This window comes from Pedobacter sp. B4419, from assembly GCF_059693725.1.
This window is the reverse complement of record NZ_JCASSL010000002.1, coordinates 1,185,352-1,199,203: the sequence shown is the minus strand read 5'-3', so window position 1 is coordinate 1,199,203 and position 13,852 is coordinate 1,185,352. Positions and strand designations below refer to the sequence as shown.

Genomic DNA, 13,852 nt, shown 5'->3' with positions numbered 1-13,852 from the left:
ATAAAATTTAGACTAGAAGATTCTTTTTGAAATGCCAACGGGACCGAAATTATATTTAATACCTACTGAAAAGAGCGTATAGAAATCGGGATTATTATTTTTAAAAGTAGCCATCGGATCGTCATAGCCATCCAAGCCTTCGCCAAAGGTAAAATTGCCTTGATAATTGAAGTTTAGGATGTAACGCAACTTGCCGTAATCGTCTCTAAAATAGAAGTTCATGCCCAAGTTAACCGGTAACAAAACATTGGTACTCTGGTCTTCGCCAGGAAATTTATAGCCCAACGGATTCTCAGGTGTTTGTGTATTTGGTTTATAGCGAACAACGTAGGTCATTTTGTTTCTAATGGCCCCAATTCCGGCACCCATATAAAGGCCCTTGATCACGCTTAAAAACTTGCTGTCTGAATAGTCGATAAATTGTCCCAAAGCTATCCTGCCACCAACCGAAAAGGCCTTGTAGCTATTTACAAACTGGCGGTTGTGCGGATTGGTAATGATGTCTCCGCCTTTGATCTTGCCCATTTGCAGCTCTAGCTCAGCTACTATATAAGGCGTAAAGTTGTAATTGAAGCTGCCATATCCCCCATAGCTCTGGCTGTTTTCGCGTACATCGGCATAAGATACCGTAGCACCAAAACCTCCACCAATTGAAAGTTTGTGAAAGTTCACTTGGGCATAACTTGTAAAGGCTAAAAGTAGTAATGCAACGGCTAAGCTAAGTCTTTTCAAATCCTTGTTTTTTACTGGTTTAGCAACAAAAGTATAATCTTTTTTGCATTTGTTTAACTTTTATTTAATAATTTTCGCCACATATGGCCACTTACGAAAACAAGGAACAACAGCTGCAGGAACGATTTATCCGCTATGCAAAAATAGATACACAATCTGATCCAAACTCACCAACATGTCCGTCAACCCTAAAGCAAAAAGACTTGGGAAAGGTACTGGTGGCAGAGCTATTGGAACTGGGTATTAGCGATGCCGAGTTAGATGAGCACGGTTATGTATATGCTACGCTTCCGTCAAATACAACGAAGCAGGTTCCGGTCATCTGTTTTTGTTCGCACATGGATACCTCGCCAGACTGTAGCGGTGCACAGGTGAAGCCTATCATCCACCAAAACTATAAAGGCGAAGATTTGGTATTGCCGGATGATCCAAGTGTGGTGATCAAAATGAGCGAACATCGTGATTTGAAGGATCAGTTGGGCAATGATATCATTACTGCCAGCGGTACTACGCTATTGGGTGCCGACAACAAAGCCGGATTGGCCGAAATTATGGAAGCCGTGAGCTTTCTTTCTAAGCATCCTGAAGTTAAGCACGGTACGATTAAAATTCTGTTTACACCTGATGAAGAAATTGGACGTGGTGTAGATAAGGCCGATCTTAAAAAACTTGGTGCTGATTTTGGCTATACCATTGATGGCGAAACCCTAGGTTCCATCGAGGATGAAACTTTTTCTGCAGATGGGGCAACCTTAACAATTAATGGAGTAAGCTCACATCCAGGCTTTGCCAAAGGGAAGATGGAAAGCGCCATTAAAATCCTTTCGGCGATAATAGATGCTTTGCCCAAAGAGGAGTTAAGCCCGGAAAGTACGACGCTTAAGCAAGGATTTATCCACCCGGTAAGTATTCAGGGCCATGTAGAACAGGCCGAGGCACAGTTTATACTAAGAGATTTCGACGACGAATTGTTAGCACAACATGCAGTTACGTTAGAAAATATAGCCAAAACTGTTTTAAAATCTTATCCGGGTTCTAGTTACGAGCTTAAAGTTAAGGCGCAGTACAGAAACATGAAAAAAGTGCTTGACCAGCATCCGCAAGTGATCGCCTATGGGGTACAGGCTATAGAAAGGGCTGGCATGGTAGTTAAAAAACAAAGCATCAGGGGTGGTACCGATGGATCGAGGCTATCTTTCATGGGCTTGCCTTGTCCCAATGTTTTTGCTGGCGAACATGCTTTTCATGGCAAGCAAGAATGGGTTTCGGTACAAGACATGGAAAAAGCAGTGCAGACTATTATCAATATTGCAAATATCTGGGAAGAACAGGCTTAAGCGCCTAATTCCAGTTTCGCTAAATATTGATCTTCGCCATCATCATAACAAATGGTGCATTGCCAGCCACATTGCTGGGCCGTACGCTTTAACGTTTCTTGATCAAGGTAAAGCCAGTTGAACCAATTGCCTTTCTGTTTCTGGTATTCATAGCAATAGCTTACTTCTCCAAAATAATGGTCGCTGGGCATGGGCAGGTCATCGTACAGATAAGAAATGTCTGAACTGTCAAAAATAAGTCGTCCTTTAGGATTGATCAGGATTTTGGCTTTCTCCAAAAAATCAATAAATCCTGATAAGGTGCCTGTTAGCCCTATTCCATTCATCATGAAAAGAAGGGTGTCGTATTTTTGGTCCAGCTTAAAAAAGTCTTGAACGAAAGCTTTTTTAACACCCCTGTCTTGCATAATTTCAACTGCTGTTGCAGAGATATCTATCGCCGTAACATCAAAGCCTTGTTTTTGCAATACCAATGCATGGCTTCCCACGCCGGCACCTACATCAAGTATTTTCCCTTTGCACAATGCCAAGGCCTTATGCTCCAGTTCGGGCATATCATCTTCATCCCGAAAAAATACGTCGATGGGCATTTCTTCGGGTTCGTCATAAGAATTATGTAGCCATAAGGTGCTTGCTTTGCCTTTTTTATGATAATCGGCCAATGCCTTTCCAAAAACGTCCATGGTTCAAAGATAGGCAATGGACCAGGCAAATGCCTAAGGCAACTAAGCTTTTGCTCTGCTCAGGGTATTTTTTACCAATTCGCCAACGCCGCTCAGTTTGCTTTTCGAATTGTCTAACAAGTCGCAGAACCAATCGCCTACTTTTCCTTTGATATCATCTGTTCTGTCTGATGAAACTACCAAGGCCACCACAGCACCTAGGGCTGCTCCGGCCAGTACACCTGCCAATATTTTTGTTTGCTTTGTCATGATCTTAATATTTACTCTATTTAACGTTATACGGGCAAACTTGTTTTTGGTTTTCTATATTTATGCCACTATAAAAATAAAATTCCATGAAGAAAGCCTATTTCATTGACCTCGATAACACGGTTTATTTTACCAAGCCCAACGTTGATCAGTTGTTAGGTCCCCTATATAATTTGTTGGCAAATGAAGATTTGGGCATCGGCGCCGAAGAGTTTGAAAAGGCGAAGGCAGAAATGCTGCGGACACCATTTCAGAAAGTAGCGTCGCTTTATCAATTTAAGGAAGCTGCTATAGCCAATGCCGTGGCTTATTTGCAGCAAGACGAAGTTAAAATGCCACTCAGTGTTCACGACGAATACCATTACCTAAAGGCCTTAACAGGATTGAAGTTCATTGTAACAGCCGGCTTTGAAAAGAAACAGCGCAGCAAGGTGCAAATGCTGGGCATAGCCGATGATTTTGTGGAGGTCTTTGTGGTTGATGCCACCAAAACAAAAGGCAATAAGAAAGATGCCTTTGTAGAAGTGATGCAAAAATATAAGCTAAAGCCAGAAGAGATATTGGTTATTGGCGATGATGCCGAATCGGAAATCAAATTTGGTCTGGAGCTAGGCATAGAAACCTTTTTGTATGATCCAGGTAATAATTTCCCGGAAGCAGAAACTACTTATCGCTCTACTAGCCTCAAAGAGATTGGCCTCATTTAACTAACAGCAAATGTTGCAGAGACTGTCGTATTTTAATTTGTTTTTAGCCATCATTTATGTGACAGTTTACCTGAGGAGCGGCACGTTCACCTCTACTTCAGGTATTTTGGCCATTGTTGTTTTCAATTGGTTGGCTTTGAGAAGCTTTCAGTTGGATAATTATCGATGGGAAATTTGGCATTATCCATTTGCTTTGTGGAGCTTATATTATGTGGGCTTGCTTGCTTATGGCTTATACAACGTTATAGGGCCAGCCATCACCTACGGTTTTATGAGCAGCGATAATGAGCTTTATGTAGTGCTAACAGTTATGCTCATTGTTGGAGTGCTTTGGCATATGGTAAGCTACTTCATTAAGAATCTGAAAACGCAAAAGCCTTAATTTTGTTTATATTTATGTAACCGAAAACTTAAAATAATAAAAATGAGAAAGTTAAGTATTGCGTTAAGCTTCGTTTTGTTGCTGGCAAGTGCCTGTAACAACGAGAAAAAAGACACAGGAACAAATGACTCTACAGCTAGCAGCGCCGTTGCCGGAACTGATTCTGCCGGTAAGCCTGTAGACACTGCCGCCATGAATAAGGCTTGGGCAGCTTATATGGCACCTGGCAAAGTACACCAGATGCTGGCGAAGGCCGATGGCAAATGGGATGCCGAGATTTCTTTTTATCAAAGTCCAGACCAGCCTCCAGTGGTAAACAAAGCAACTTGCGAAAACAAAATGATACTGGGTGGCAGGTACCAACAGACTATTTATAAAGGAGTGATTGATAATATGCCTTTCGAAGGCCAAGGTACATTGGCTTACGATAATTCTAAAAAGGTTTTTATCAGTACCTGGATAGATAATATGGGAACTGGTGTAATGCAGCTTGAAGGAACTTTTGATGAAGCAGCCAATACTTTAAACCTAAAAGGGCGTGCCACAGATGCGGTAACCGGGAAAGACATTATTGTTAGGGAAACCATGAAAATTGTTGACGACAATACCCATCAGATGGAAATGTTCGATAACAAAGATGGCAAAGAGACCAAAACTATGTCTATTTTGTTGAAGCGCGCTAAGTGATAAGTGTTTGGCGCTCGGTGTCAATGTCAATAGGAAAGATATTTTTTTGCGATCGTTGATGTTCTTCACCAACGAAACAGGTTTGATTTCGATAGTTATTTTTTATAAATCTTGGAGCTTGTTGGTGAAGAGCACCAACAAGAACATGGATACTTCAAAGGTCCGGCTATTTGTTCGGACCTTTTTTATGATCTTCATATTACCTAATTGAAGCTAAGATGGCAAAATCAATACAGTCGCGTAGGTAGAAATAAAGACTGGTTTCTGCCTGGTTTTATGCCTCAGTTCACCGAAGAAGAATGGAGAATCTTTAAGTGGCAATTCGAGGCCTTAAACTGAGGACTAAGAGAAAATTCCTTCACGAGTCAGCCATCTCTTGTACAAGGCTTAATTTTTTTGCTTCAACTATTTGGTAATTAAAGTATTCTCCCTATCTTTGCAGTCCCTAAAAACTAGGGTAATAAATATTTTTTAACAAATTAAATAAAAGCAAGTGAATACGTTAAGTTACAAAACTGTCTCTGCCAATGCAAAAACTGTTAGTAAACAGTGGGTTGTTGTTGATGCACAAGGAGAGATTTTGGGGCGCTTGTCTTCTAAGATCGCAATGATCATCAGAGGAAAACACAAGCCTGAGTTTACCCCAAACGTAGACTGCGGCGATAACGTTATCGTTATTAATGCAGACAAGGTAAAACTGACCGGAAACAAATTCAGCGAAAAAGAATACGTTTCTTACACTGGATATCCAGGTGGTCAAAGATTCATTTCTCCGAAAGAGTTAATGGCAAAGCACCCAACTCGTGTGATCGAGAAGGCTGTACGTGGTATGTTACCTAAAACCAAATTGGGCAAAAAATTGTACACCAATCTTTTTGTTTATGCTGGTGCCGAGCATCCACATGCCGCACAATCACCAAAAACCATTACACTTTAATTAAAGGAGAAAAGAAATGTCAGTTACAAATACTTCAGGAAGAAGAAAAACTGCAGTTGCCCGTATCTACTTAAAAGAAGGCAACGGCACGATCACCGTAAACGGTAAAGATCACAAAGAATACTTCCCTACCTTGCCTTTACAATATATCGTTAACCAATCGTTCGAAGTTTCTGAACTAGTTGGCAAATACGATGTAAACGTAAACGTGAACGGTGGTGGTGTAAAAGGCCAGGCAGAAGCAGTTCGTTTGGCTATCGCAAAAGCTATTGTTGAGTTAGATGCTGAGAAAAAACCAGCATTGCGCGCTAAAGGGTTAGTAACCCGCGATATGCGTATGGTTGAGCGTAAGAAACCAGGACGCAAAAAAGCACGTAAGAGATTCCAATTCAGTAAACGTTAATCTTAAGGAGACAAAACAATGGCAAGAACTACATATCAAGACTTATTGGATGCAGGTGTACACTTTGGTCACCTTACCCGTAAATGGAATCCAAAAATGGCTCCTTATATTTTCATGGAGCGCAATGGAATTCACATTATAGATTTAAATAAAACTTTAACTAAAACTGAAGAAGCTGCTTCGGCGATTAAACAAATCGTGAAATCAGGTCGTAAGATCCTTTTCGTAGCTACTAAGAAACAAGCTAAAGAAATCGTTGCCGATCAGGCAAAAAAAGTAAACATGCCTTTCGTAACCGAGCGTTGGTTAGGTGGTATGTTAACTAACTTCGCAACTGTACGCAAGTCAATCAAAAAGATGGTAACCATCGATAAGATGACTAAAGATGGTACTTATTCGATCCTTTCTAAAAAAGAGCGCTTGATGATCCAACGTGAGCGTATCAAATTAGAAAACCTATTGGGTGGTATCGCAGACCTTAACCGTTTGCCAGCTGCAATTTTCTTGATCGACGTTAAAAAAGAGCATATCGCTGTAGCAGAAGCAATGAAATTAAACATTCCTACTTTTGCAATGGTTGATACCAACTCTGATCCTTCTAACATCGATTTCCCAATTCCAGCTAACGATGATGCAACAAAATCAATCTCATTGATTACAGATGTGATTATCAAAGCAATCGAAGAAGGTTTGGACGAGCGTAAACGCGAGAAAGACGAAGAAGCAGAAAAAGAAGCCGTAGCTGTTAAAGCTGCTGCCGATGCTCCTGAAGCTCCAGCAAAAGACGCAAAAAAAGCAACCAAAAAAGCAACTGCTGAAGCAGAAACTTCGGAAGATACAGAAGCTTAACCCCTAGCCCCTAAAGGGGATCTAAAGATTCTTAAAATAATAAATTTTATAACTCACTCGCAAGCCCCCTTTAGGGGGTTTGGGGGTTAAAAATTAAAAAATGTCTACAGTACAAATTACTGCCGCAGATGTAAACAAATTACGCCAACAGACCGGTGCCGGTATGATGGATTGCAAAAAAGCATTAGTAGAAGCCAATGGCGATTTCGAAGCTGCTGTTGATTTATTGCGCAAAAAAGGTCAAAAAGTATCGGCTGCTCGTTCGGGTAATGCTACTTCAGAAGGTCTAGTATTAACCCATGTTTCGGCAGATGGTACAAATGGTAAATTAGTTGCTTTAGCTTGCGAAACTGAACCAGTTTCTAAAGTTGAAGATTTCCGTAACCTAGCTCAGGCAGTTTTAGCTGCTGCTGTTGCTAACAGTCCTGCTTCTGCTGAGGAATTATTAGCGATTACTTTGGAAGATGGACGTACAGTTGCCGAAACTATTACTGAACTAACTGGTAAAATCGGCGAGAAAATCGTTATTCAAGATTACGCAAATATATCTGGCGAGAAAATCGTTTCTTATATCCACTCTAATGGTAAAATGGGTGTTTTAGTAGTATTTGCAGGCGCTAACGGTGCAGATATTACTGAAGCTGGTAAAGATGTTGCCATGCAAATTGCTGCGATGAGCCCAATTGCTGTTGATAAAGATGGCGTTGATCCTGCAACTATCGAGCGTGAAATCGAAATTGCCAAAGATGTGATCCGTCAAGAAGGCAAACCAGAAGAAATGGTAGAAAAAATTGCTGCTGGTAAATTGAACAAGTTCTACAAAGACAGCACTTTGTTGAACCAAGAATTCGTTAAAGATTCATCAAAAGATGTTCGTAAATTCTTAGACGAAACTTCTAAAGGTTTAACCGTTACTGCTTTCAAACGCGTACAGTTAGGTTCTTAAGAAAGTAAGATAATTATAAGAAGCCCCGTCCCGATTTTACATTAGGATCGGGGCTTTTTTATTTGATGGCGATAGTTCAGCGCTTGGCGTTACGAGCTTATCGCTTAGCCCCTAACGCTCTACGCCTTCACTTCCACTCTCCCCACTTCTTTTCCCGAATCATCAAACATAACGGCACTTAAGCGCTGTTTATTTGCTGTAATCTTAGTCAATGTTCTGGTGCCCTCTTTTGGTCCGCCACCAATAATCAGTGGGTAGTTGTTTAAGCCCTGCGCAGGCTGGTGTACCATGTATTTATGCGTGTGTCCGCTCAATACCAAATCAACCTTGCCTTTGTTCAGTAAAGGTTCAAAAACCTCGGTACAATGTTTTGGTCCATGGGCATCGCCTGAGTAGCGTGGCGGAATATGCATCATCACCACCCTAAAGGTTGCTTTTTTAAAAGCTTTGCTTTGCATTTCCTGTTGCAACCATTGTGCCTGTTCTATTCGGTATTGGTCAAAATCTACAATGCCGGCATAAACCGGATGCGCATCTTCCTTGTCTTCGCCAGTATCTAAAATAACGAACCTAACCGGACCCAAGGTAAATGCCGCGCGGCCAACATTCTGAAAATAGGATGGAAATTCCCTGCAAAACTTACCCCTGGTTTCGTGGTTGCCCCTTACATAGATAAATGGTGTTTGCTTGGCAAAAGCATCTACACAAGGCTGTAGCATGTGCTCAATGATTTGCTTTTCGTCGGTTTGATAATCGAAAATATCGCCGTTAAAAAAGATAAAATCGTTTTTCTTTTCCTTGTCCAAATCCAAAAGAAAAGGAATAGATTTAGGCCTGTCGTGAATATCGTTCAACATTAAAAAACTGATGTTCTCTTTGCTGCTGTCTGTATTTACAAAAGTCCCAACATCAGTTATGGTAGCGCCGTAGGTGAGTTTATAAGGCTGAAAATCTACCACTTCCTTACTTACAATTTTATAGTGATAAGTAGTTCCGGGTTTCAGGTTTTTTAAGGTTACGCAATTTAACCTGCCCTCTGGCCTTAGGCCTAATTTGCTTTCGCCATAGGCTTTTTGACTTAATGTTTCTGGAGTTTCTCCGTACTCTACCCAACTGGCGGCATCTTTGCTGGTAATCCATAAGATGCTCATCTCATTGCCAAAGGTGGTTTGTAGGTAAGGGCCAACGCTAATGCGAAATGCTTCTTCTTTAACTGTGGTACTGGCAATGCTGGTGGCTGGTGCAATCAATGTAGCCGCACCAAGGGCTAAACTGCTTTTAAGAAAGTTTCTTCTCTGTTGCTGAGGATAGTTGTTTTCCATGAAATTGTTTCTCTAGGGTGATGGGCTAAATATAGCATACAATAATTAACTTTGGCGGCAAGTAAAATAAAATTTATGCTACAGAAACTCGATAATTGCGCTTATTTTCAGGGAGATGGCTTTAATGAACATTTCGATATTGAATTGGCAGATGGAAAATTAACTAAGATTAATCCTTCGCAAAATACCGCCAAAGTCGAGAATTTTATTGTTCCTGGATTTATAGATCTCCAGATTTATGGTGCCGGTGGCAAGCTGTTTTCGGCCGAACCTTCTGTAGAATCATTAACACATATTGAGGATACCCTGCTCAAAACAGGCACAACCAGTTTTTTAGCTTGTATAGCCACCAATACACCAGCTGTTTTTAATCAATGCATAGCGGTAGCCAAAGCACATCGGGCAAGGGCCAAGAACTGTTTGGGTTTGCATTTAGAAGGGCCGTTTATCAATGCCAAACGCAGGGGTGCGCATGTGTTGGAGTATATCCGCAAAGCGAGTTTAGATGAAATTAAAGCTCTTTTGGATTTTGGCGATGGCGTAATCAAAATGATGACCATTGCACCCGAACTGCAGGATGATGAAGTGATCCAATATTTGTTGGATAATGGCGTGGTGGTATCGTTAGGCCATAGCGATGCCAGTTTTGACCAGGCCACCGTAGCCTACAATAAGGGCATACAAACCACAACGCACCTGTTCAATGCCATGAGCCCTATACATCACCGCGAGCCGGGGATCCCAACGGCGGTTTTTAACCACGATAAGGCCATGGCCAGCATCATTGCAGATAACCAGCACGTGAGCTTTGAGGTAGTTAAAATGGCACAAAAACTATTGAAAGAACGTCTTTTCCTCATCACCGATGCAGTTACCGCTTGTGCAACCGGACCTTATCAGCACCAAGCGCAAGGCGATAAGTTTGTGATGCCTGATGGAACGCTTTCAGGTTCTTCGCTCACCATGCTTCAGGCCGTTAAAAACTGTGTTGACCACTGTGGCATTGCGCTGGCAGATGCATTAAAGATGGCCACAGCATATCCTGCCAAGTTAATTGGATTAGAAGGAATGCTTGGAGAAATCACGCTTGGTGCAACAGCAAACCTTTTGGTGATGGATGAAACGCTAAATCTTAAAAGCGTCATCTTCAAAGGAGAAGCTATCTAAAACTAAATATTTAAACCAATTGTTAATTCTATAGCCAGGTATTAAAAAAATGTTAATATTTTTGGGGTCATAAACCATCCGTGATTCAATGATCATAGGAATGTGTCCTGCAAGTTTGAGGGGAGTTCATTAATCATGGTAAGCTCCATCTGACAGCTGAAAATATAAAATAAACAGATGAAATATAAACGCATCCTGCTAAAACTAAGCGGAGAGTCGCTAATGGGCGAGAAACAATACGGTATTGATAATGAGCGTGTAAGACAATATGCCGAAGATATCAAAGCTGTTCATGACAAAGGCCTAGAAATAGCAATCGTAATTGGAGGAGGAAACATTTTCAGAGGTTTAAGTGCCGAGAAATCCGGAATGGACCGTGCGCAGGCCGATTATATGGGTATGTTGGCCACTGTAATCAATAGCATGGCCCTGCAAGATGCCCTTGAAAAAGTTGGTTTAAAGACCCGCTTGCTTACCGCAATTAAAATGGAACAGATCTGCGAACCTTTTATCCGTCGCAGGGCAGTACGCCACTTAGAAAAAGGACGTATCGTTATTTTTGGAGCAGGTACCGGAAATCCATATTTTACTACAGATTCGGCTGCGGCATTAAGAGCAATCGAGATCAAGGCCGATGCCGTTTTAAAAGGAACACGTGTTGATGGAATCTATACCGCAGACCCTGAGAAAGATCCAACCGCAACAAAATATACCGAAATCTCGTTTAGAGAAGTATATGCCAAAGGATTAAACGTAATGGACATGACGGCCTTCACGCTATGTGAAGAAAACGAATTGCCGATTATCGTATTTGATATGAATAAAACAGGTAATTTCATGAAAATTGCCAGTGGCGAAGAAATCGGAACCTTGGTTCAGGGCTAAATTGAACCATTTTTATATTTTTGTATAAACATTAGATATATGAACGACCTCATAAAGAAACAGTTAACTGATGCGCAAGCTACAATGGATAAGGCAATTATCCACTGTGAATCAGAATTAACGAAGATTAGAGCTGGTAAAGCTTCAGCAGGTATGCTTGATGGAATTATGGTAGATTATTACGGTAATCCAACTCCACTTGCCCAAGTAGGCAGCATCAATACACCTGATGCACGTACCTTGATCATCCAGCCATGGGAAAAAGCATTATTGGTTCCGATTGAAAGAGCAATTATGGAAGCTAATATTGGCATCAATCCACAAAATGATGGTGTCATCATCCGCTTGGTAGTGCCACCTTTAACCGAAGAGCGCCGCAAGGATTTGGTAAAGAAAGTAAAAGAAGAAGCAGAAAGAGGCCGTATCACCATTCGTAACATCCGTAAAGATGCCAACGAAAAGATCAAAAAACTAAAAGGAGAAGGCATTTCTGACGACGAAGTAAAAACCGGCGAAGCCGAAGTACAAAAAATTACCGATGCCTATATCGTGAAGGTAGACAAACACGCAGAGGCGAAAGAAAAAGATATCATGACTGTTTAGGAACTTACCTAATATAGTCTAAATGTAATATAAAAGGGAATGTGGTTCAGCTACATTCCCTTTGTTTATTTTTGCAATCCCAAACATAAAAATAATGAACCGACCATGATTAAACACTTAAAGTTTGATTATTTGATCATGGTAAGGAACATTTGACCAAAAAAAAAACAAAATTATAGGCAAATGAATTTACTACTCCAATACTTAAAACAACATAAGTGGGTAGTGGTTGTGGCGCTGTTTCTAGCAGCCATTAACATTGGCTTTTCGCTAATGGACCCCTACTTCACAGGAAGAATCCTAGACAGGTTTATCAATAAGAGACATGAATTTGGTAGCGAAAACGATTACCTCTGGGGTGTACTTGCTTTGGTAGGCCTATCGATTGGCGCGGCCATGGTATCGCGTATTGCGAAAAACTTCCAGGATTATTTTACCAGCATCATTGTGCAAAAAGTGGGCGCCAAAATGTATGCCGATGGATTAAAGCACTCTCTTGAATTGCCTTATCAGGTATTTGAAGACCAGCGAAGTGGCGAAACTTTGGGCATTTTGCAAAAGGTGAGGCTAGACAGTGAGAAATTTATCACCTCTTTCATCAGCATCTTGTTTGTAAGCTTAATCGGGTTGATTTTCGTGATCGTTTATTCGCTTTCGGTAAGCTACAAAGTGTCGTTGGTCTACGCGGCCTCAATCCCGATCATCAGTTTCCTGAGCTGGTTTTTGAGCCGTAAAATTAAAACCATCCAACGTTCTATCGTGGCCGAAACCACTTCCCTGGCAGGTTCAACTACCGAATCGTTGCGCAACATCGAATTGGTAAAAAGCTTAGGCTTGGCTACACAGGAAATAGACCGCTTAAATAAAACCACCTATAAAATCTTAGGCTTAGAATTGCGCAAGGTAAAATATGTACGCAGCATGAGTTTTGTGCAGGGCACAACGGTAAATTTGGTGCGCAGCACGATGGTGGTGGTACTCTTGATGCTCATTTTTCACGATACCATTTCGCCTGGTCAATATTTTTCGTTTTTGTTTTATTCCTTCTTCCTATTTGGTCCTTTGCAGGAGCTAGGCAATGTAATCTTGGCTTGGCGCGAGGCGGAAATCTCTTTGGGCAACTTCAAAAAGATCCTGAATACGCCTGTAGATCCAAAGCCAGCTAATCCGGTTAAATTGGAGAAAGTAGAAACCCTAGCCTTTTCAAATGTGAGCTTCAAGCACTTGTCTGGAAAGAACAATGCGCTGAACAACATTACCTTTACCACCAACAATGGCGAAACGATTGCTTTTGTTGGACCATCAGGATCGGGAAAAACCACTTTGGTTAAGCTTTTGGTGGGCTTGTACCAGCCAATTGAAGGGGAGGTTTTTTATAACCAAACTTCTAGCAAAGACATTGATTTGGACCAGTTGCGCGAGAAAATAGGTTTTGTAACCCAAGATACGCAACTGTTTTCGGGTACCATCAGAGAGAACCTGCAGTTTGTGAGGCCAAATGCTACCGACGAGGAATGTATGCGTGTGTTGCAACAGGCGGCCTGTCAGAATTTGTTGGCTAGGGCCGATAAAGGCTTGGATACCGTAATTGGTGAAGGTGGCGTAAAGGTTTCTGGTGGAGAAAAGCAACGCTTATCTATTGCGAGAGCATTATTGCGTAATCCGGATATCTTGGTGTTCGATGAGGCTACTTCCTCCTTAGATTCGTTAACTGAAGAGGAAATTACGGCGACCATAAGAGATGTATCTGTGTTGACAAGCCATGTAACCATTTTAATTGCCCACCGTTTATCTACCATCCGCCATGCCGATCGGATTTATGTGCTAGAAAAAGGCCATATCATTGAGCAAGGCAAGCATGCAGATCTATTGGCCGAGAAAGGTCTTTATTTCGCCATGTGGAGACAACAGGTAGGCGAAAGATTCGATAATTAATTTTAGACCGTAACATTGTCCCCCTCAT

Annotated in this window: 16 protein-coding genes; 12 read left to right on the top strand and 4 right to left on the bottom strand. The window is 41.4% G+C overall.

Annotation, left to right across the window (positions count from 1 at the left end; genetic code table 11):
- Positions 1-12: 12 nt before the first annotated feature.
- The gene (locus AC570H_RS16740; protein WP_497356886.1) at positions 13-732 is read right to left on the bottom strand and encodes a hypothetical protein; all 720 of its coding nucleotides are present in this window, start codon (positions 730-732) and stop codon (positions 13-15) included.
- An 83-nt stretch (positions 733-815) separates the two neighbouring features.
- Here AC570H_RS16740 and pepT point away from each other — a divergent pair, with 83 nt between their 5' ends.
- On the top strand, positions 816-2,069 hold the full coding sequence (pepT, locus tag AC570H_RS16735) for a peptidase T (RefSeq protein WP_497356884.1): 1,254 nt from the start codon (positions 816-818) through the stop codon (positions 2,067-2,069).
- On the opposite strand, the gene AC570H_RS16730 is transcribed toward pepT, so the two are convergent.
- On the bottom strand, positions 2,066-2,752 hold the full coding sequence (locus AC570H_RS16730) for a class I SAM-dependent methyltransferase (protein ID WP_497356882.1): 687 nt from the start codon (positions 2,750-2,752) through the stop codon (positions 2,066-2,068). The genes pepT and AC570H_RS16730 overlap by 4 nt on opposite strands.
- A 42-nt stretch (positions 2,753-2,794) precedes the next feature.
- Positions 2,795-3,001 carry a YtxH domain-containing protein gene (locus AC570H_RS16725; protein WP_497356880.1) on the bottom strand — a complete coding sequence of 69 codons (207 nt, stop codon included), beginning with the start codon at positions 2,999-3,001 and terminating at the stop codon, positions 2,795-2,797.
- 86 nt (positions 3,002-3,087) lie between these two features.
- Between AC570H_RS16725 and AC570H_RS16720 the strand changes: the two genes are divergently transcribed.
- From AC570H_RS16720 to tsf, 7 genes are all read left to right on the top strand, one after another.
- Complete coding sequence (locus tag AC570H_RS16720; RefSeq protein ID WP_497356878.1) at positions 3,088-3,708, top strand: HAD family hydrolase; 621 nt, start codon at positions 3,088-3,090, stop codon at positions 3,706-3,708.
- A 10-nt stretch (positions 3,709-3,718) separates the two neighbouring features.
- Positions 3,719-4,090 (top strand): hypothetical protein, encoded by a 372-nt coding sequence (locus AC570H_RS16715; protein ID WP_497356876.1) that lies wholly within the window; start codon positions 3,719-3,721, stop codon positions 4,088-4,090.
- Positions 4,091-4,132: 42 nt separating this feature from the next.
- On the top strand, positions 4,133-4,777 hold the full coding sequence (locus AC570H_RS16710) for a DUF1579 domain-containing protein (RefSeq protein ID WP_497356874.1): 645 nt from the start codon (positions 4,133-4,135) through the stop codon (positions 4,775-4,777).
- A 493-nt stretch (positions 4,778-5,270) separates the two neighbouring features.
- Positions 5,271-5,714, top strand: coding sequence for a 50S ribosomal protein L13 (gene rplM / locus AC570H_RS16705; protein ID WP_497356872.1), 444 nt, complete (start codon positions 5,271-5,273; stop codon positions 5,712-5,714).
- 16 nt (positions 5,715-5,730) lie between these two features.
- On the top strand, positions 5,731-6,117 hold the full coding sequence (gene rpsI / locus AC570H_RS16700) for a 30S ribosomal protein S9 (protein WP_497356870.1): 387 nt from the start codon (positions 5,731-5,733) through the stop codon (positions 6,115-6,117).
- Between the two features lie 18 nt (positions 6,118-6,135).
- Positions 6,136-6,966 (top strand): 30S ribosomal protein S2, encoded by an 831-nt coding sequence (rpsB, locus tag AC570H_RS16695; protein WP_497356868.1) that lies wholly within the window; start codon positions 6,136-6,138, stop codon positions 6,964-6,966.
- Positions 6,967-7,066: 100 nt separating this feature from the next.
- Positions 7,067-7,912 carry a translation elongation factor Ts gene (gene tsf / locus AC570H_RS16690; RefSeq protein WP_497356866.1) on the top strand — a complete coding sequence of 282 codons (846 nt, stop codon included), beginning with the start codon at positions 7,067-7,069 and terminating at the stop codon, positions 7,910-7,912.
- Between the two features lie 119 nt (positions 7,913-8,031).
- On the opposite strand, the gene AC570H_RS16685 is transcribed toward tsf, so the two are convergent.
- The gene (locus AC570H_RS16685; RefSeq protein ID WP_497356864.1) at positions 8,032-9,234 is read right to left on the bottom strand and encodes a metallophosphoesterase; all 1,203 of its coding nucleotides are present in this window, start codon (positions 9,232-9,234) and stop codon (positions 8,032-8,034) included.
- A 75-nt stretch (positions 9,235-9,309) separates the two neighbouring features.
- Between AC570H_RS16685 and nagA the strand changes: the two genes are divergently transcribed.
- The 4 genes from nagA to AC570H_RS16665 all read left to right on the top strand — a co-directional run bounded on the left by nagA (position 9,310) and on the right by AC570H_RS16665 (position 13,824).
- Complete coding sequence (gene nagA / locus AC570H_RS16680) at positions 9,310-10,401, top strand: N-acetylglucosamine-6-phosphate deacetylase (RefSeq protein ID WP_497356862.1); 1,092 nt, start codon at positions 9,310-9,312, stop codon at positions 10,399-10,401.
- Between the two features lie 177 nt (positions 10,402-10,578).
- Complete coding sequence (pyrH, locus tag AC570H_RS16675; protein ID WP_497356860.1) at positions 10,579-11,286, top strand: UMP kinase; 708 nt, start codon at positions 10,579-10,581, stop codon at positions 11,284-11,286.
- Positions 11,287-11,325: 39 nt separating this feature from the next.
- Positions 11,326-11,889, top strand: coding sequence for a ribosome recycling factor (frr, locus tag AC570H_RS16670; protein ID WP_497356858.1), 564 nt, complete (start codon positions 11,326-11,328; stop codon positions 11,887-11,889).
- 183 nt (positions 11,890-12,072) lie between these two features.
- Positions 12,073-13,824 (top strand): ABC transporter ATP-binding protein, encoded by a 1,752-nt coding sequence (locus AC570H_RS16665; RefSeq protein ID WP_497356856.1) that lies wholly within the window; start codon positions 12,073-12,075, stop codon positions 13,822-13,824.
- Positions 13,825-13,852: the final 28 nt, after the last annotated feature.